This window comes from Thiosulfatimonas sediminis (assembly GCF_011398355.1).
Taxonomy (GTDB): Bacteria; Pseudomonadota; Gammaproteobacteria; order Thiomicrospirales; family Thiomicrospiraceae; genus Thiomicrorhabdus; species Thiomicrorhabdus sediminis_A.
Genome location: NZ_AP021889.1, coordinates 360,288 through 378,035 on the forward strand (window position 1 = coordinate 360,288; position 17,748 = coordinate 378,035).

18 protein-coding genes are annotated in these 17,748 nt (G+C 44.7%); 11 read left to right on the forward strand and 7 right to left on the reverse strand.

Annotated elements, in window-relative coordinates; all coding sequences use genetic code 11:
- The first annotated feature begins 85 nt into the window (after positions 1 to 85).
- The 5 genes from speD (at position 86) to HRR27_RS01660 (ending at position 4,390) form a co-directional block, all read left to right on the forward strand.
- The gene (speD, locus tag HRR27_RS01640; protein ID WP_173269911.1) at positions 86 to 586 is read left to right on the forward strand and encodes an adenosylmethionine decarboxylase; all 501 of its coding nucleotides are present in this window, start codon (positions 86 to 88) and stop codon (positions 584 to 586) included.
- A gap of 26 nt (positions 587 to 612) precedes the next feature.
- Positions 613 to 1,470 carry a polyamine aminopropyltransferase gene (gene speE, locus HRR27_RS01645; protein ID WP_173269915.1) on the forward strand — a complete coding sequence of 286 codons (858 nt, stop codon included), beginning with the start codon at positions 613 to 615 and terminating at the stop codon, positions 1,468 to 1,470.
- Positions 1,463 to 2,662 carry a type III PLP-dependent enzyme gene (locus HRR27_RS01650; protein ID WP_173269919.1) on the forward strand — a complete coding sequence of 400 codons (1,200 nt, stop codon included), beginning with the start codon at positions 1,463 to 1,465 and terminating at the stop codon, positions 2,660 to 2,662. The genes speE and HRR27_RS01650 overlap by 8 nt, the downstream gene beginning before the upstream one ends.
- Before the next feature lie 25 nt (positions 2,663 to 2,687).
- Complete coding sequence (locus HRR27_RS01655; protein WP_173269922.1) at positions 2,688 to 3,107, forward strand: OsmC family protein; 420 nt, start codon at positions 2,688 to 2,690, stop codon at positions 3,105 to 3,107.
- Positions 3,108 to 3,421: 314 nt separating this feature from the next.
- A complete protein-coding gene (locus HRR27_RS01660) occupies positions 3,422 to 4,390 on the forward strand; it encodes a zinc transporter ZntB (RefSeq protein WP_173269925.1) in 969 nt (322 codons plus the stop codon).
- Between the two features lie 48 nt (positions 4,391 to 4,438).
- On the opposite strand, the gene HRR27_RS01665 is transcribed toward HRR27_RS01660, so the two are convergent.
- Both HRR27_RS01665 and ppnN read right to left on the reverse strand, forming a co-directional pair.
- Positions 4,439 to 5,653, reverse strand: a complete 1,215-nt coding sequence (locus HRR27_RS01665; protein WP_173269928.1) for a DEAD/DEAH box helicase — start codon at positions 5,651 to 5,653, stop codon at positions 4,439 to 4,441.
- Between the two features lie 31 nt (positions 5,654 to 5,684).
- Complete coding sequence (ppnN, locus tag HRR27_RS01670; protein WP_173269933.1) at positions 5,685 to 7,070, reverse strand: nucleotide 5'-monophosphate nucleosidase PpnN; 1,386 nt, start codon at positions 7,068 to 7,070, stop codon at positions 5,685 to 5,687.
- Between the two features lie 93 nt (positions 7,071 to 7,163).
- On the opposite strand from ppnN, the gene HRR27_RS01675 reads away from it, so the two are divergent.
- Both HRR27_RS01675 and HRR27_RS01680 read left to right on the forward strand, forming a co-directional pair.
- Complete coding sequence (locus HRR27_RS01675; RefSeq protein ID WP_173269936.1) at positions 7,164 to 8,267, forward strand: AI-2E family transporter; 1,104 nt, start codon at positions 7,164 to 7,166, stop codon at positions 8,265 to 8,267.
- Between the two features lie 211 nt (positions 8,268 to 8,478).
- Positions 8,479 to 9,228 carry a DUF4395 domain-containing protein gene (locus HRR27_RS01680; protein ID WP_173269940.1) on the forward strand — a complete coding sequence of 250 codons (750 nt, stop codon included), beginning with the start codon at positions 8,479 to 8,481 and terminating at the stop codon, positions 9,226 to 9,228.
- 363 nt (positions 9,229 to 9,591) lie between these two features.
- On the opposite strand, the gene HRR27_RS01685 is transcribed toward HRR27_RS01680, so the two are convergent.
- Positions 9,592 to 10,164 carry a hypothetical protein gene (locus HRR27_RS01685; protein ID WP_173269943.1) on the reverse strand — a complete coding sequence of 191 codons (573 nt, stop codon included), beginning with the start codon at positions 10,162 to 10,164 and terminating at the stop codon, positions 9,592 to 9,594.
- Positions 10,165 to 10,677: 513 nt separating this feature from the next.
- Here HRR27_RS01685 and HRR27_RS01690 point away from each other — a divergent pair.
- Genes HRR27_RS01690 through HRR27_RS01700 form a run of 3 tightly spaced genes read left to right on the forward strand, consistent with a single transcriptional unit; the run spans position 10,678 to position 12,203 of the window.
- Positions 10,678 to 11,055, forward strand: coding sequence for a PilZ domain-containing protein (locus tag HRR27_RS01690; protein ID WP_173269947.1), 378 nt, complete (start codon positions 10,678 to 10,680; stop codon positions 11,053 to 11,055).
- Between the two features lie 14 nt (positions 11,056 to 11,069).
- Positions 11,070 to 11,693, forward strand: coding sequence for a transglutaminase-like cysteine peptidase (locus HRR27_RS01695; protein WP_173269950.1), 624 nt, complete (start codon positions 11,070 to 11,072; stop codon positions 11,691 to 11,693).
- Positions 11,694 to 11,729: 36 nt separating this feature from the next.
- The gene (locus tag HRR27_RS01700; protein ID WP_173269953.1) at positions 11,730 to 12,203 is read left to right on the forward strand and encodes a hypothetical protein; all 474 of its coding nucleotides are present in this window, start codon (positions 11,730 to 11,732) and stop codon (positions 12,201 to 12,203) included.
- Positions 12,204 to 12,303: 100 nt separating this feature from the next.
- Here HRR27_RS01700 and folE2 read toward each other — a convergent pair whose 3' ends face one another.
- The 4 genes from folE2 to HRR27_RS01720 form a co-directional block, all read right to left on the reverse strand.
- Positions 12,304 to 13,260 (reverse strand): GTP cyclohydrolase FolE2, encoded by a 957-nt coding sequence (folE2, locus tag HRR27_RS01705; protein WP_173269956.1) that lies wholly within the window; start codon positions 13,258 to 13,260, stop codon positions 12,304 to 12,306.
- A gap of 135 nt (positions 13,261 to 13,395) precedes the next feature.
- Complete coding sequence (locus tag HRR27_RS01710) at positions 13,396 to 14,421, reverse strand: CobW family GTP-binding protein (RefSeq protein ID WP_173269960.1); 1,026 nt, start codon at positions 14,419 to 14,421, stop codon at positions 13,396 to 13,398.
- Positions 14,422 to 14,425: 4 nt separating this feature from the next.
- A complete protein-coding gene (locus HRR27_RS01715) occupies positions 14,426 to 15,772 on the reverse strand; it encodes an FAD-dependent oxidoreductase (protein ID WP_173269963.1) in 1,347 nt (448 codons plus the stop codon).
- Positions 15,773 to 15,875: 103 nt separating this feature from the next.
- The gene (locus HRR27_RS01720; RefSeq protein ID WP_173269966.1) at positions 15,876 to 16,736 is read right to left on the reverse strand and encodes a TIGR01777 family oxidoreductase; all 861 of its coding nucleotides are present in this window, start codon (positions 16,734 to 16,736) and stop codon (positions 15,876 to 15,878) included.
- Between the two features lie 274 nt (positions 16,737 to 17,010).
- Here HRR27_RS01720 and folM point away from each other — a divergent pair, with 274 nt between their 5' ends.
- Positions 17,011 to 17,730 (forward strand): dihydromonapterin reductase, encoded by a 720-nt coding sequence (gene folM / locus HRR27_RS01725; RefSeq protein ID WP_173269969.1) that lies wholly within the window; start codon positions 17,011 to 17,013, stop codon positions 17,728 to 17,730.
- Positions 17,731 to 17,748: the final 18 nt, after the last annotated feature.

The window sequence follows — 17,748 nt, forward strand, 5'->3', positions numbered from 1 at the left end:
AACTAACCTTTGTTGTCCGGACTAATAATTAATCATTCATCCGTAACATATCTTTCGGCGGATGTTTTTTAAAGGTATTCCTAGAATGTCACATTCAGAAAATGTCTTGGTCACAAGTAACGACCATTTTGAAGTGGTTGAGAAAACAACCCTTATTGATGATAGCTGGCCAACGCATAACCAAGCCGTTGAAGATGCAACCTTAGACCATTTTATTAGTCGTGATGGTAAAGTGTTTGCCGGAACGCATTTAATTGCCGATTTTTGGGGCGCTTCTAAGCTTGATGATTTGCAATTGATGGAGCAAGCGTTACGCGAAGGCGTGAAACGTGCCAATGCCACGTTACTGCATATCCATTTGCATCACTTTACGCCAAATGGCGGTATTTCTGGTGTGGCGGTGTTAGCAGAATCGCATATTTCTGTGCATTCGTGGCCAGAGCGAAACTATGCGGCATTTGATGTGTTTATGTGCGGCGACTCTGAGCCAGAAAAAGCGATTGAAGTTTTGCGCGAAGCTTTTACCCCGAGCGAGGTTAAAGTGGATACCCTACTTCGTGGTGAAGTTGAAAACGAAAATTCATAAATACCGCGAGAAAAAAGGATAAACTCATGAGCAAGCAAACTTATCTGGAAACGCTTTACCCAGCATGGGGACAAAACTTCGTTATCGACGAAGTGCTGTTTGAAGTGAATACGGGGCATCAACATCTGGTCATTTTTAACAATGCCAAATGGGGAACGGTGATGGCGCTGGATGGCGTGATCCAAACCACCGAAAAAGATGAGTTTGTTTATCATGAGATGATGGTGCATGTGCCGATGTTGGCGCATGGTAACGCGAAAAAAGTGTTAATTATCGGCGGCGGTGACGGCGGTATTTTGCGCGAAGTCTTAAAACATCACAATGTCGAATCGGTCACTCAAGTTGAGATTGACCAGCAAGTGATTGATATGTGCATCGAATATCTGCCGAACCATTCGGCTGGTGCCTATAACAATCCCAAAGCCAATATTGTGATTGATGATGGCGTTGAATTTGTGAACCGTTGTACGGAAAAATTTGACGTAATTATATCTGATTCAACCGATCCAATGGGTCCGGGAGAGGTGCTATTTACCTCGCGATTCTACCAAGGCATTCAAAATTGTCTGGCAGAAGGCGGTGTGTTTGTAGCCCAAAATGGCGTTAGTTTTTTACAAACTAGCGAAGTAGTCACGACTGCAAAACGTTTAGCGCCTTTATTTAAAGAAGCGTCTTTCTACACCGGTGCTGTGCCTACCTATGTTGGTGGTATTATGACCTTTGCGTGGGCGACTGATAATCTAGAGTTAAAGAACGTAGACGTGGAAACATTGGAATCGCGTTATGCCGCTACACAGCTGCAAACGCGTTTTTATACACCCTCATTGCACAAAGGCAGCTTCGCTCTGCCGCAATACATTTTGGATGCTGTAAAAAATGGTTGAACAATCTATTGTCGAACAATTTGCCGAAGAGACGCACCCGGACGTCTTAGAACAATTTGACCGTGCGAGCTTGCAAGAGCTGGTCGAAAAATACGAAACCCCATTTATGGTGCTTGACCTTGAAGAGATTGATTACCAATACAAATCTCTGCAAGCTGCGCTACCGGGCGTAAAGTTATTTTATGCACTAAAATCGCTGTCTCACCCTGAGTTAATCAAGCGCTTGAAAACCTTGGGTTGTCACTTTGACCTAGCGACCATCGGCGAAGTCGAATTAGTCGAATCTCTTGGTATTACCGGCGATCAGTGTATTCATACGCACCCGATTAAAAAAGACAAAGAAATTCAACGAGCGTTGGATTTTGGTTGTAAGCGTTTTGTGGTCGATAACTTTGAAGAGATGAAAAAGTTCTACAAATACGCCGGTCAGGTGGAACTGATTATCCGTGTGAGTTTCCGTTCAAAACAAGCGGTCGTCGATCTGTCGCGTAAATTTGGTTGTACGTTAGAAGAGCTTCCGGTATTGGTTGAAATGGCGCAAAGCAACGGCGTAGATGTAGTTGGGCTTTCTTTCCACGTTGGTTCACAGTCGCTGTCGCCAATGATGCAGGTTAATGCGATTCGTTCAAGTATTGCGGCAATGAAAGTGATGCACAACGTGAAGTGGAAGTTCCTCGATATTGGCGGTAGTTTCCCGGTTTCTTATCAAGAAGAAGTCACGCCAATCGCTGAGTTCTGTGTACCGGTAATGGAGGCGCTTGCAGAGTTGCCAGAAGGTGTTGAAATTTTTGCCGAGCCTGGACGTTTTATCTCTGCGCCGTCGATGATTGAAGTCGTTTCGGTGGTTGGCAAAGCCAAGCGCGGAGCGCGTATGTGGTACTACCTTGACGATGGTGTATACGGCGGTTTCAGCGGACAGATGTTCGACCATGCCAAATACCCAATTGCACCATTAAAACAGATTGATCCGATGGGCGAGTTCTACCCAAGCGTTCTTGCTGGACCGACCTGTGACTCAATTGACGTGGTAGCAGAAGACATTGAATTACCTGAATTAGAAGTCGGCGACATTCTAATCGGTAAACAGATGGGCGCTTACACCATCGCGTCGGCGACCGAATTTAACTACTATCCTAAGCCGAAAGTTGTTGTGGTCGAAGACATTTTTGATCCGGAAACCGAAGCTTTATAATCGCGTATAAATCAGAGGATTGGCAATGACAACAGTTGTTAAGTGGACAGGAAGTGGTATGGCATTTGATGCCATCGCCAGCACTGGGCATCAAGTACGTATGGATGCGGCACCGGACGTCGGCGGCGCAAACACTGGGCCGCGCCCAATGGAAATGGTGCTGATGGGTTTAGGCGGTTGTACCGGCATTGATGTGGTGATGATGCTACAGAAAATGGATCAAAACGTGCATGACGTACAGATTGAAATTCAATCCGAACGTGCCGATGAGATTCCCAAGGTCTTCACTAAAATTCATGTCCATTTTAAAGTCATTGGTACGGCTTTGAACGCGAAAAAAGTACAACGTGCGGTAGACCTGTCGGCAGAGAAATACTGCTCAGTCTCCAAAATGTTGGAAAAAAGCGCACAAATGAGTCACGACTTTGAGATTATTGAAGCTTAAAAGCGGTAAATGCGATGTCTGAAGGTGTTTAGACTCGTAAATTATGGTTTTAAGTCACTAAACAGTTGTTTCTTTAATGACCTCGGTTAAGCTGTCCGGCTACCGAGGTTTTTTTATGCCGTAAAATTGTAGAGTGGCGTTACAAGCGTCATCACCAGATGGCACTTGAGCGTCAACTGATGGCAAAGGTAAAGCGGAAAAGCTGTAGGGTGGTCGTTACAATACAGGATGATATAAAATCATGGCCGATTTTGACGCTATAGACAAAATGCAACCGACAGGTTTTTGATGGCTATTTTGGGACGGAGACTTTTATGCAAGAAGGGTTAATTTTTGCTTTTTTGTTAGATGGGCAAGGCGGTGGTAAGCGTCTAACTTGGCAGCAGGTGAATCGCTGGACTCCCGATAAAGGGGAGTTGTGGTTGCATTTTGATTACAGTGTCTACCAAACCAAAGAGTGGTTGTTTAATGATGCCGGCTTGAATTTGGCGGTGGCGGAAACCTTATTGAGCAGCGAATCACGGCCGCGTTTTAGTCAGTTGGATGATGGCAGTTTAATGGCTTGGCGAGGGGTGAATTTAAACCCAAATGAAGAGCCCGATGACATGGTTGCGGTACGCTTATGGCACGATGAACATCGACTTATCACCACCTTGAAGCGCGATCTTTCATCGATTAATGAGTTGGTGGAAATGTTGGAACGTCAGCGCGGTGCGTTGAATTTGGGCCAATTGATGATCGAAATGGCGGACAAGCTGATTGAGCATATCAGTGATATTGTCAATGATTATGAGGATCAGATGGCGCTTCTGGAAGAGCAGGTCATTGAGGAAAGCAGTGCTAAGTTACGAACTGAGTTGAGTCAGTTGCGACGTCAAGTGATTAGTCTACGTCGTTATATGACACCGCAAAAAGAGGCCTTAATGCGTTTTTCTATGGAAAAACTGGCTTGGATGAATCAGCAAGAGCGCATTGCTTTGCGTGAAGTTGTTGATCGCATCACCAAAGAGCTAGAGGATTTAGAAGCTTTGCGCGAGCGCGCTGTGGTGGCTCAAGAAGAGTTGCAAAATCGCTTGAGCGAACAACTTAATAGTCGTATGTATCTGTTGTCGATTATTACCGCCGTGTTTTTGCCACTGGGCTTTTTGACTGGGTTGCTAGGGGTGAATGTAGGCGGGATTCCCGGCGCAGAAAATCCGCAGGCGTTCCGCTATTTTGTATGGATTGTGGTTGGCTTGATTGTTGTGCAATTAGTGATTTTTAAATGGCGTAAATGGTTTTAAAGCCGTGGGGTTCGGTGAGTGCTCAACCGAACCTTGTTCGTCACTAGATTAACGTTTCTTTTTTGCGTTTTTCTTTGGTTTCTTTTTCTTGGCTTTGGCTTGCGCTTTAATGGCGGATTTAATCGAAAAATTGGCTTCTAGGCCAGCGATTTTGCCATGCGGGATCGTTTGTTGCAGATGGTATTCAATTCGTTCCAGCGCTTTCATATCATGGCGTTCGACTAAGTTAATCGCAATCCCAACTTGTTGTGCGCGTCCTGTTCGACCAATCCGGTGAATATAAATGTCGCCGCGGTAAGGTAGGTCGTAGTTGATAACATGCGTGATGTTGAGCATGTCTAAGCCGCGCGCGGCAATATCGGTTGCCACCAGTACTTTGATTTTGCCGCTTTTGAACTTGTGCATCTTTTCCATGCGTACTGCTTGGATAAAATCGCCATGCAGAACCTGTGCGCTAATATTTTGCGATTGCAGGTATTCGCTTAACGCGATGGCACGCTCTTTTTTGTTGCAGAACACAATCGCGCTTTGGCAACTGGCATCTTGCAAGATATTGGTTAAGAGCGCATTTTTATGCTCTTTGTCATTGGCTAAATAGGTGACCTGTTGAATCTGTTCGGATTTGGTGTTCGGCGCATCAATCTGAATCTCTTGCGGCTCGTCCAAAATATCTTCGGCGAATTTACGCACTCCTGCGCCAGCAAGGGTGGCTGAAAAGAGCGCGGCTTGGAACTCGTCAGGAATCGCTTCCAGCAACGTGCGAACCGTTGGGCCTTGCCCCATATCCAGCATGCGGTCAGCTTCATCCAATACCAGTAGTTCGATATACGAAAGATTGACTTGATCTTCTTCCATCATTTTTGCCAAACGCCCTGGCGTGGCAACGATAATATCGGTTGGTTTGCGGAGCGTTTGCGCTTGCGTTGCTTGGTTGAAGCCACCGGTTATGACTGCGGTAGGAAAATCGCAGTTATGGCTGAGTTGTTTAACAGTCTTGTGAATTTGAAAAGCCAGTTCGCGAGTTGGAGCAAGTATCAAGATGCGCGGGTGGCGAGTTGGGCGCGGCTCATCCAGTAGATACTGTAACGCAGGCAATACGAACGCGGCTGTTTTGCCGGTTCCGGTGGCGGCACCGACCAGTACATCCGCGCGCTCCAGCATGGCGGGAATCGCTTCTTGCTGAACAGGGGTGGGCTTGTGGTAACCCATTTTGGCAATCCCTTCGAGGAGGGGGGAATCTAAATCAAATTCGTCAAATGTCATCAAGCGATAATCCGGTTAAGCAAGAGGGTGGTTAAAGCGGGTTTGTAGGGTGCTCTATTGTATAACAAGGGTTGTAGTCGCTGGCGTCGAGTTTCATGCGTTTTTGAGCAACGAACTTCTGCAACAGTTTATCCATGGCTTGCATGATGACGGGATCGCCAACAATTTTGAAAGGTCCGTGCTTTTCAATTTCACGAATACCATCTGCCTTGACGTTACCGGCAACAATCCCCGAGAAAGCTTTACGCAGTTGGCTGGCGAGTTGATGTACGGGTTGGTTTTTATGTAGGTTCAGGTTATGCATATTTTCATGGTTAGGAATGAACGGCAGTTGCTGGTCAAGTTCCAGTTTTAAGCGCCAGTTATAGTAATACGCATCACTGGAGGCTTTACGGTCTTGGCGTACCGCCTCCATCGCCAGTTTCATTTTGGTGGCGACGTCTCGTGGATGGTCGATAATCACCTCAAGGAGCTCGCAAGCTTGTGCACCTAAGGCATCACTGACAAAGTCGATAATCGCATCAAAGTAATCACGGCTTGCGGCATTGCCAGTTAAAATCACCGGTAATGGGATATTGTTGTTGTCTGGATGCAGCAGAATACTGAGCAGGTACAAAAGTTCTTCCATGGTGCCTGCGCCGCCTGGAAAAATGATGATGGCATGGCCAAGACGCACAAAGGCTTCTAGCCGTTTTTCAATATCCGGCATGATACAGAGTTCGGTAACAAAAGCGTTTGGCGCTTCGGCGGCGATAATCCCAGGTTCGGTCACGCCGATATAGCGGCCATTTTTGTAACGCTGTTTGCCGTGGCCAAGCAGCGCACCTTTCATCGGGCCTTTCATTACGCCTGGGCCGCAGCCGGTGCAGATGTCAAGATTGCGCAAGCCTAATTCATACCCTAGGTGTTTGCTGTACTGATATTCGTCTTCGTTAATTGAGTGTCCGCCCCAGCAAACAACGATATTTGGAATGGTGTTGGCTTTGACTAAGCCAGCATTGCGAGCAATGTGGAAAATTGCATTGGTAATGCCGTGACTGCGTTGTAAATCAAAATGCCCGCTATTTAGGACATCATTGCGCGCATACAGCAGATCGCGAATCACCGCAAATAGGTGCTCTTTTAAACCGACAATCAGTTCGTTGTCGACAAAAGCATGGCGCGGCGCGTTTCTAATAATCAGCTGCACACCGCGTCCTTTGACGCTGACGGTAATTTCAAATTTCGAAAACTTATTCAACAGTGCCAAACCATTGTCTTCGTTGGAACCCGTATTCAATACCGCTAGCGCGCATTGGCGGAGCAATTCATTCAGGCCTTGCTGAGTGACATCACAAAGCTGGCTGGCTTCTTGGTAAGAGAGAATTTGTAACGACCCTTCTGGGCGGATAACCACTTCTTCGATATCGGTGTTCATACAATCCTTTAACCGGCGGTATTTTGATTGGATTTATTAAGGTTTTTTGCGTAATCTTGTGGACAGTATTTTAGCGCAGTTTTGAGGTAAATAATGCGAGAGAGTCAATCTTACGAAGAAGGGTTTTTAATCATCTTGTTGCTGCTGGCAATTGGCGGCTTAATTTGGCTGTTTAATCCGTTTTTGGAGGCGCTATTTTTTGCGATGATTATCGCCACCGCAAGTTACCCCTATTTTCAGCGTTTGCAGAAAAAATTCGCCTATTCGCCAAGCACGGCGGCGGGGGTTATGAGTGCGTTAATTTTTATAGGGGTGATTGCACCAGTAACCTATTTGTTGGTGGAAATCAGTCTGCAGGTTGGCCAATTGTATAGCCATGCTCAGGCGTGGGTGGGGCAGCAAGATGCCGAATCGATTACGCGTTTAAACAGTTCGATGGTGGCTTATTTGCCGATTAGTGAAAGCACGCAAGTACAGCTTTTGGAGCAGTTGCGTGAGCATTCACAAAAGATTTTAAGTTTTGTGCAGAAGACCACGGTATTTTTATTGGAAGGGGTCTTAGGCACCACCTCATCCTTTGTGACGTTCCTAGGGTTATCGGTGTTTGCGCTGTTCTTTTTTTATCGGGACGGTCACGCAATTGCTTGTCACTTAAAAGTACTGTCACCGTTGGAAAACCGCTTTGACAGCATGATAATGAGCCGTTTTTCTAGCTTGTCGAGTGTCTTGACGCTGAGTGTATTAGGCATTGCAGTGTTGCAAGGGGTGAGCTTTGCAATCCTTGCTTGGTTGCTGGGTTTGCCGGGAATGTTTATCGGTATGGCGGTTGCCGTCACTTCATTTATCCCGATTGTTGGTGCGGCTTTGGTGTGGATTCCACTGGTGGTTTATATGGCTGTGCAAGGCGACTATATCAGCGCGGGCATTGTGGTTTTTTGGGGGGTAGTGATTACCGGTTTTGTGATTGATAATATTGTTCGTCCGGTGTTAATTAACCGTTTGACCAAAATAATGGGGGGCGGCGAGGAGCAGCTGGCGGTGGCGAATCATACCTTGATTACTGTCCTATCTACTTTTGCTGGTTTGATTCATTTTGGCGTGATAGGCCTGTTTTTCGGACCGGTTATCGCTGCGATGGCGATTACCATTTTTGATGTTTATGAAGAGATGCATCAAGATCGTTTAGATCGAAGTTAAGGTGTTCTAACCATGACGCTGCTCCTGCTCGGTTCTCTTTTCGGGTTGATACTTAGCCTCTTTTGCTTATAAAAATCAGCGTTTGATAATACTTTTTTATAGGTGCAAAATAAATTCAGGGGTAGAAAGATTGATAATTGTGACTACAGTTCTTATTCTAGGAGGCCTTAATGAAATGCACCTCGATTACCTATGATAAGGATACAAAAGTATGCTGCGGTATCACCTAAAAAACCTCTGGTTCCGAGATAAAACCGAAGAAGTCGTTTTTATCAATAAACATGCGGTGCAGTTGCGCGCCGGATTGATGTTACTGATTCCAATTTATATGGTAGTGGTGTTGTTTACAACGGTACTGGCCCCAACTTGGACAGTGCTGCCCAATACCTTTGTTGAAGAAACCTTTGATATGACACAGGATTGGCATGCCATTTATAACGTGCAAGCTTCGCGTACGCTGTTCGACTACACCATTCCTAGTCTTGTTCTGTTGTATGGGCTGTTTGAGATGATTGCCGGGTTGTTTGTCCGCACCTCGTATTTGTCACCAACCATTCATTTAGCGACCTTTTTAACGCGTAATACACGCCCAAAATGGGAGCCGCATAAGCCGAAAAAATTCGCTTGGCTAATAGGCGTAACCTTAATCAGCTTGTGTCTTATTTTCTTTAATCCGGACATGGTGGCGCGTTTTATTAATGCACTTTTCGCAAGCGAACTTTTGCCAACCGATTCGAACTATATGCCTGATTTTATTCCGATACTGGTCGGCATCTGCTTTACATTGATGTGGCTGGAAGCGATATTTGGCTTCTGTTTGGGGTGCCAATTACACTGGTTGTTGGCCAAAATTGGAATCTTTAAAGAGCACTGTTATGACTGTATGAATGTCGATTTTGACCAAAAAGCGTGGATTGCTGAACGTAAAAAAATGGAGCAAGCTCTGCAAAATGAGCCTTAACTTGCTTAGGATGGATGAGCTTGACCGTTGACCGATAAAAAACGCCACGAATCGTCGTGGCGTTTTTTATTTGTAACTTATAGATAAATTTTTCCCATCTTTACGTCACACTAAAATTTACTTACTTTGATTTTTTAGGGCTTTGCGCTCGCGAGCATCATAAACCTCTTTAATTAATTTTAAACGATTCATTTTGCTTTCCTCACTTTAAGTGCGTGTTACAAACTATGTGTAAAACTTAAAGCATAGGTCATGCCAATAACCAAAGGTAAATTTCGATATTGACAGCAAAGACGCTGGATAAGCTTAGGTATCCAATAAAAAACCCGTATGCACGGGTTTCTAATCAGATGCGGTGAGTGTTTAATTTAAATTGAATGACCGTAAGTCAACAAATTGAATCAAACTCGAGGTGTCACGTATTGAGATGTTAACCTTGCTTGCCATGCCTTTTTCAGTAAAGTAGGCAAATTTGCTATTCTCATCTTCCATTTCAAATTTTTTGTCTGCTTTAAGTTCTTCGTATTTTTCCAAGCCAGAAGACTTTTGACGCGGTAACGATTCTACGATTTGCAGTGTCACTTGTTTTTCTTTACTAAATTTAAATAGGCTTAGATTAATGACACGATTGTCGTTGAGAATGGTTAAAAAGAGAAATTTATCTATTGAATTAACAACCTTCGAGTTATCAAGGGTATCGTTTTTTGACCAATAAGCGGACCAGTCTTCAAAGTCCAAGTAGTTTTGAATAAAGTTTTTAAAAATCTCGTAAGACTGGTCTTTGGAAATCTCTAAGATTTCAGCCATGCGCACCACCATTTCTTTTTCATTTTTATCCGAAAGTGTATCAATCCCTCCGAGGGCTTTGGCTTGAGTTGATAGCATCAAGCTCAAAAAAAGAGCGGAAAACGTCATTAACGGAATTTTTGTGATCAAGTTCATAGGGTCATCCTTGGTTAAGAAAAGATACAGGCTGTTGAGGATAGTTCACGGTGTCTTCATTCCCTTTATCGCTAAAAACGGTAGGGTTAGATCTTAAGTGTTTTGCAACCAACCAAAACAGTCATGGAGATAAAGCCTAACAAAGCTGTATAAAAAATCCAATAAATTATGGGTTATGTAGTGTGCAAAGAGGCCCGATCGTTTTGCTTTATTGGGTCGTAGCAAGATCAGTTTGGTGCATTCTCTGTGAATATTTGGTGTTGTGTGCTGGTGAACATGACGTGATTAACGTTTATGTTCGTCCAACCTGGATTGAAAAATATGCTCATAAAGCAAGATTTTTAAGTAAATGTAAGTATGGATTTGGCGTCTTTCTGTAAAGAATTGAAATTATTTTGTCATTTTCCTGTAATTGGTAAGGGAATTGTTTACTTGTAAAATATATTTACATAGAATGTTTTTAAACAGAGTATATCTACACAGTAGGCATGTGCTGAGGAGAAGGTTATGAACGCTAATCTAAGAGATCACGAGAGACTTAAATTCGCTACTCAAGGTCACATTATTTGTGAAAACCTATTACTTAGAATGCTGGTGAATAATATTTCGGTTGAAGGCATCTGCTTTACAACTGAAAACAAGCTCAATATCAATACCTTGATGCACCTAGAGCTTTCTGAATTGAATGAATATGGTATTGAGTTGATTGCTTGTAAGGTTGAAGTCAGACAGCGCCTTGAAGTGGCTTCAGGTTTTAAGTATTGCTGCCGTATTGTCGAATCTGATAGAAATTGGAGCGTGCTTCTTGCTAAGGTTGAGAATCGCATTAACGGCGCTTCTAAGAAAAGCTTGCTTAGTTACCTGAGTCAAACAATGGCTGCTTAAGTCCGGGGTGGGTTATGCAAAGACACAATTATTGGACGCCACTTATTATTTTCATCAAGTTGATGATGATTTCTTTCACTGCGCAAGCAAGCCTTGCTGAGAACAAGCTGAATCAGATCAAGCAGCAAGCAAAACAGTTTGAGATGATTGAACAGATTCGCTTTGTGAATGCCCAGGTTAATCAAAGTGCGGAGTTTGTTTCTGATCAAGAGCAATACGGTAAACAAGAGTTTTGGAGTTCGATAACGCAATTTTTGGCACAAGGCAAAGGGGATTGTGAAGAGTTTGCGGTCACCAAGTATGTTCTGATGAAACAATTAGGATTTAAAACTGCTCTCGCCTATTGGAAAAAGAACGCCGTTGCGCATTTGTCAACCGTGGTGGTTGCTGAAGGCTATTTGTGGAACTTAGATTTGGGTGGCGATATTTATGAGGTGACCCAACCCCACTTTGAGCGTATGGCATTTTTTCATCTTGATGGTTTGGGTTCAATTACCGATTTTTTTAAACCGCTCCCCATCGCCACGATTGAAGGTGGAAAGCCGATTTTCAAGTCAAAAACAACTGAATTTTCTAAGTTAATTGCCAAAATAAATAGAGATGAGCGCTTGCCAGTGATGTTAGCCAGTGCGAATTAGATTGAAATGATAGAAAAAGCGCTTGAAGGAGTTTGTATGCAGACGAGAGAACAAGTGGATCAAGAACTCGCTTTGTGGGGCAAGATGGTCGCCAAGAGTTATTTTTTGGATGTGCATAAACGTGCAGATTTTCGATTAAATGTGGAATTGCCTGCAGTGATGAATCTGGGTAGCAAAATTGCCAATATATGGATGGTTAATATTTCTCCGAAAGGTTTTGCTTTTCGTTGTGAACCTAGGCTGCGAAAGTCGATTTTAGAAGAAGGTATCAATCAATTTGAATTTAATCTGGTTTTGCAGAATATAAATCATCCTGCATTTTCCGTCGATTTCAAAGTCTGTAATGTCGTGCAAGAGATTACAGGTGCTGTGCGTTTTTGTTGTGAAATTTTGGAGGAGTCGACTTCTTACAATCAATTTTTTGAAGAGATTTATGCTCAAAAACAGAGCGCACCGCAAGCGATGACGTCTGTCCATGCTGAGGGGTTTGAGCACTTTATGACTGGCTAAATATCAGTGTTTTCTCGTGCAGAAATTTAAGCGTGGCCATTAAATAAAAAAGCACCCGTATCTAAGATGCGGGTGCTTTTTTGTTGGTGAATCGGTCTATTTATTTCATCGGATCCATTAGGTTCGGTTCATCGCTGTAGCCACCGTTGATGCCTTTGGTGACAATTGCGACGGCATCGTGTGGATGCAAGCTTTCTAGGTGGTTGACGCGTACCCAGAAATCAAGATAGTGAGCATCTTGAGCGCTGAGAGCCGCTTGCAGACGGCGGCTGGCATCTTCGCAGAACATTAGGTTGGCGGCATTGAGGCGCGCAAATTCTTGTTCATCCTCGCGTTTAACGGCTGCTTGTACCGGCGTTTGCAGTGCGGCTTCGATGTCATTGATAAGGTTGGAAATCACCAAACTATCGTTTTGCGTGACTTTTACTTTAACTTGTGCATAAGAACGCTGGCTGTGCGGTGTGGCACAGATGCCTTCCGGTGTACCTAACCATGCCATGACATCATTGTAGTTAACCGCTTTGCCATCAAAATCTCGCTCAAACGCTTCTTGAATCAATTGACGCGAGAGTGCGGCAGAGCAAGGACAAGTTGATGAGTAAGGGATTTCAATTGAGATTTCGCAATCAAACTGTCCGCTGCGCATTTCGCCACGTACCGTGCAAGGATAGTGTTTCCAGCCACTGTTATCGCTTTTTAGCGATGATCGGCGTTCATAGTAGTCAAACTTAAATTCAACAAATGCATTTGAGCTGAGTCCGGTGTGCGATGTAATGAATTTTTCAAGAATGGCTTTGACTTGGTTCGGTGAAAGCGGTTTTTCAGTCGACATCTGATCGAGAATCAGATACAGACGTGACATATGAATCCCTTTGCTTAAAGGGTCTTCTAAATTGACGTAGGCTTGGGCAAGTGAGGACATTCGCACGCTGTCAGCTGCGTTTGTTCCTTGTTGAACCAAAACAGGCAGTTCAATGCCGCTCATTCCGACCCAGTTAAGGGTACCTTGTGGTGTTTGGTGCGGCTGACACGCGATATCGGGCATGTGCTTAGTCATGCAATTTCCTTCGGCTGTTATGGACGGTCCCGTTGCAAAAGCCAATCAAGAGCAATTGGTGACACGTCTCGTGTTGAAAAAATGACTAGCGATTTTAACAAATATTTAAAAGTATGCTCTTTTATTTAGCAAGTATTAGCGATGGCTAATGACGCTAAGTAGTTGAGTTTCCATGTTTTTGATGAGGCTTCTATCAATTTTCGCGCTTGGTGTGAATAGGCACTCTAAGCGACTGTCTTGTCGCCAAGCGATGTCGTTGAGTTGTAAACCGCTATCGCTGTAATTGAGTAACTGCCATTCTTTGCCGGTGCGCAGTAACCCTTTGGCGCGCACAAAATAGGGACTAAATTCGGCAAACCACTGTTTTAGAGCGCTGCGGTTAAATAGAATTTGTGGACTAAGCTGCCAACCAATCGCTAAGACGGTGTCATCTTGCGGATTGCTTTGTAGTGTTGCGTTTAGGCAGTTCGGTAAGTTGCTGTGCCATGTGTCTGTTATGGCGGCGTGTGCGGGCTTGTTTTGCAGTGAAAATGTCTTGTTCATTTGTAAGCGAAAGATTGCACTTGGCTTCGGCTCTTTTGGTGTGCTTAATTGCGTCCAATTTACTTGCCCTTGTTGGCTGCGTTGCTGTGCTTTGGGCGGATAGAGGCTGGATAAAATTGCTTCGCTTGCGACCAGCTCATCGGTTTGGCTGAGATCCATTTTATTAAGTAATATTAAGTCGGCAAGATGGACTAAATCCCGCATCACTTGTGATTTTTGCCAGCGTTCGGCGGTGAGTTGCTGTGGTGTAATCAAGCAAATGATCTTGGCGAGTTGCAGTTGTGGAAATTGTTTTAAAGTGTCGATGATTTTGGCAGGATGTCCTAGCCCAGTGGGTTCGATAAGCAGCGCATCTAGGTTGGGTTGTTGAATTAAACGGCCTAGCGCCTGGCTAAGACTGAATTGCGCTGAACAGCAGATGCAACCGCCGCTGACGTTTTCAATGGTGAGATTCGGATGTTGAGACGCCAGCGCGGCCCCGTCAATATCAATTTCGCCAAATTCGTTAATTAAAACGGCCCAATTTTGATTGGTGGGTTTTTGTTGAATCAGATGGTGTAAACAGGTGCTTTTGCCGCTGCCGAGCAGTCCGGTAATCAGATAGACCGGCAGCGTCATAGCTTTACTTTGGAATGTCTACGCCGCCCAGCAATTCGTCCACAATTTTTTGCTGGTGGATGTCGATGCTAAGACGTTCGCAGATGATTTTTGCATCGCGGTAAGCGTTGCCCAAACAGGTGGTTGCTCCTGGTGATGGTGTCATATTGAAAATCAAATTGTCATTTTCTGGAACAATACTCGCTTCACCCAGTTTAAGCTGCATGGTTGTTTTGTCGATGACTTGCGGACGTAAGCCGCCAATCTCTTTAGCGTATTCAAGATCTTGCGGCTTGATGTCCGGAATGATTTTCTGCGCGTCCTTGGCGAACAGGCGCTTGCGTACCCAAGGTACTTCAAACATAAAATTACGCAGGATGTAATTGCGGATGGTGCTGTCTTTCATTAAATCCCAGAAAACGCGAATCACTTTGCGATCCAGTTTGAGCGATTTCCAAAAGTCAAGGTAAGTGCCGCCAGTATAGCGTTCTAGTTTGGGCAGTACTAAAGCCGTTGGCCCAAGACGGGTTTTACTCAATTCGACAAGGTCTGGATCGCCATGCAGTGCGGCAAACGGCAGTTTATCGTTTTGCATCGTGTAGACTTTACCATTAAGGATTTTGGGGACGTAGTAGAAGCTACCAGCCATCGGCAGAATCGACATATCTAAACCATGCCCAACTTGATTGGCCAACAGCAAGCTGTGCGCACCGGCTGATACGACCACGAATTTGGCGTAAAAAGTGCCTTGTGAAGTGTTCACTTCATAGCCGTCTTCGTATTTGCGAATTTTTTCGACTTCGGTACTGAGCGAAACTTGAATGTCGGTGTTGCTCTTACGTGCTTCACTGATGAGGGCTTTGGACATGTTGCCGTAATTAACCGCAGAATATTCGTCCGTACAGCCAGAGGCGAGAATTTTTTCTGGACGACGTTTGCCATCTTTCATGGTCACTGCCGGTTCGATTTCAGCGATTTTGTCGGCATCCCAAAGTTCCATATAAGGAAAGTCGTTGGCAAATTCGATGTGACGTTTTTCCAAGCGTTCGCACTCTTCGTCGCCGACCGCCATAATCATTTTAGGGAACTTATACAGGAAATCGTTTTTCTCGACTTGTTTGGCAAAATGCACAATCATATTGGCTTGCTGCTTGACGAGTTTTGCTTTGGCCAAAGTGTAGTTCGTTTCAATATCGCCACAATGCAAAGTCTGGCTGTTTGCACGCGCGCTGGAGTTGAGCGGCGCAAGGCTGCCGTATTTTTCTAACATTGCCACCGATTTTACGTCAGTGTAACGCGACAGCATGTAGGTTAGGGCGCAGCCAGAAATGCCGCCGCCCACGATAACTACGTCATAAGACCGAATTTTCATCTTGATAACCGATACTCTTGTAAGGACTCTGAAAAAATTTAAGCCTGTAATTATAGCCTATTTATATCAAATGATTTGTGCTTAACGCCTTATTATTACAGGATTATTTGTGTAGCAGATGTTGCAAACTGGATGCGGCATCGGGATAGTGAAAATGAAATCCCAAATCAATCAAGCGTTGCGGAAAGACACTGGCGCTGTGAGTTAATACTTGCGCGCCTTCCCCAAACATGAGTTTGAGTTGCCACTCTGGTAAAGGTAAAAATGCTGGACGTTTTAGGGTTTTACCTAGTGTTTGAGCAAACTGTTTTTGCGTTATAGGGTTCGGCGCGGTTAGGTTAAAAGTACCGTTTAGTTCTGGACGCGCAATAATAAATTGCATTGCCGCACATAAATCGTCAATATCAATCCAACTAAAACATTGCGTGCCTCCGGCAATCGGTCCGCCCAAACCGAGTTTAAACGGTGGTAACATCTTGGCTAAAGCCCCGCCTTCGGGCGAGAGTACGACGCCAAATCGTGTGATGACCAAATTCTCGGCATGGGTAAGTTTGTGCGCTTCGGCTTCCCATGCCACCGATAATTGTGCGAGAAAATCATCGCCGGCCTGCTTGTCTTGTTCGCTGAAAGGTTGTGTGCAATTTTGTGTTTGTGGGTAAAAGCCAATCGCGGACGCGCAAATGATTCGCGGAGCTTTGTCGCATTCTGGCAACACTTGTGCCAGAAGGCGGGTGGTGTTGATGCGACTGTCCCAAAGAATTTTTTTATAGCCTTTGCGCCAGCGTTCTCCAATATTTGCGCCCGATAGCTGCACCACCAAATCAGCATTTTGAATGGCAGAGAGCAGGGTGCTGGTGTTTGCAAACACCGCTCGGCCGTGTTGGCTAACTTGATGTTCTTGCTGTAAAGCTGTGTGCAGTGCATTGCCAATAAGGCCAGTGCCGCCCAGAATAGCAATTTTCATAACATCCCCTTTATCACTCTGATTATGACTGGATAATAAAATTATACATCTGTATCAAAAACTTATACAAATAGCTTTTTTAATGTCACGGCGCTCTTTACAATAGCCGCAAGAGGTTTTTAAAGAGACGCAGAGTAAATTCACAGATTTTTGTGAGGTGCAAAGAGGTATCGCCATGCAGCTATCTTTGTTTAGCCAAATTGTTCTGCTTGAAGTTATTTGGATTTATTCTGTATTTCGTTAAATTGACTAAGTGAATAGAAAAGGGGGAGAAGTGGCGCAGTTTCAACAAGCGGTATTAATCACCGGTGCTGGGCAGCGTGTCGGATTGCATTTGGCGCAAGCGTTTTTAGCGCAGGGTAAGTATCCGGTATTAATTACCTACCGCAAACCCCGCGCAGAAATTAACGACTTGGTTGCCAAAGGGGCGAAAGCCTATCAAGTGGATTTTAACGATGCGACCCAGCTGCAGCAGTTTATTGATCAAGTCCAACAAGACGTCGTTAGTTTGCGAGCCTTGATTCATAACGCTTCCATTTGGGTAACCGATGCGCAGATTGCGGCCGACCCTACGCTCTATGATGCATTGTTTGCGGTGCACGTCAAAGCCCCTTATCAGTTAACGATGGGCTTACAGTCGCTGTTATTCAAGTGTGAGGGTGGAAGCGATGTGATTGGCTTTTCCGATGCCAGCGCACAGCTTAATCGCAGTGATTACATTGCCTATCTTAGTTCCAAAGCGGCTTTACAGAATCAACTGCGTCAATTTGCTGCCAAGCTTGCACCGCACTGTAAAGTGAATGATATTGCCCCAGGGTTGTTGATGTTCCATGCTGAGGACACTGCCGCCATGCGAGCCAAGCGTTTGGCGCGCCAGTTATTGCCGTTTGAGCCAGGGCCAGAAGTGATCTGGCAAAGCGTGCAATTTTTAATGAATAACGCTTATGTTACAGGTGTCAGTCTGCCGGTCGATGGCGGCGTAGGCATTAAATAAGGCGATTAAGGAACCATT

Bases quoted from the DNA above. Each gene is read 5' to 3' on its own strand.
- HRR27_RS01720 (WP_173269966.1), bottom strand. From the start codon at position 16,736: ATGAAAATTGCTATTCTGGGCGGCACTGGCCTTATTGGCAATGCACTG.
- HRR27_RS01650 (WP_173269919.1), top strand. From the start codon at position 1,463: ATGGTTGAACAATCTATTGTCGAACAATTTGCCGAAGAGACGCACCCG.
- HRR27_RS01675 (WP_173269936.1), top strand. From the start codon at position 7,164: ATGCGAGAGAGTCAATCTTACGAAGAAGGGTTTTTAATCATCTTGTTG.
- HRR27_RS01715 (WP_173269963.1), bottom strand. From the start codon at position 15,772: ATGAAAATTCGGTCTTATGACGTAGTTATCGTGGGCGGCGGCATTTCT.
- ppnN (WP_173269933.1), bottom strand. From the start codon at position 7,070: ATGAACACCGATATCGAAGAAGTGGTTATCCGCCCAGAAGGGTCGTTA.
- HRR27_RS01680 (WP_173269940.1), top strand. From the start codon at position 8,479: ATGCTGCGGTATCACCTAAAAAACCTCTGGTTCCGAGATAAAACCGAA.
- HRR27_RS01695 (WP_173269950.1), top strand. From the start codon at position 11,070: ATGCAAAGACACAATTATTGGACGCCACTTATTATTTTCATCAAGTTG.
- HRR27_RS01660 (WP_173269925.1), top strand. From the start codon at position 3,422: ATGCAAGAAGGGTTAATTTTTGCTTTTTTGTTAGATGGGCAAGGCGGT.
- HRR27_RS01655 (WP_173269922.1), top strand. From the start codon at position 2,688: ATGACAACAGTTGTTAAGTGGACAGGAAGTGGTATGGCATTTGATGCC.
- speE (WP_173269915.1), top strand. From the start codon at position 613: ATGAGCAAGCAAACTTATCTGGAAACGCTTTACCCAGCATGGGGACAA.
- speD (WP_173269911.1), top strand. From the start codon at position 86: ATGTCACATTCAGAAAATGTCTTGGTCACAAGTAACGACCATTTTGAA.
- HRR27_RS01710 (WP_173269960.1), bottom strand. From the start codon at position 14,421: ATGACGCTGCCGGTCTATCTGATTACCGGACTGCTCGGCAGCGGCAAA.
- HRR27_RS01690 (WP_173269947.1), top strand. From the start codon at position 10,678: ATGAACGCTAATCTAAGAGATCACGAGAGACTTAAATTCGCTACTCAA.
- HRR27_RS01700 (WP_173269953.1), top strand. From the start codon at position 11,730: ATGCAGACGAGAGAACAAGTGGATCAAGAACTCGCTTTGTGGGGCAAG.
- HRR27_RS01665 (WP_173269928.1), bottom strand. From the start codon at position 5,653: ATGACATTTGACGAATTTGATTTAGATTCCCCCCTCCTCGAAGGGATT.
- folE2 (WP_173269956.1), bottom strand. From the start codon at position 13,260: ATGACTAAGCACATGCCCGATATCGCGTGTCAGCCGCACCAAACACCA.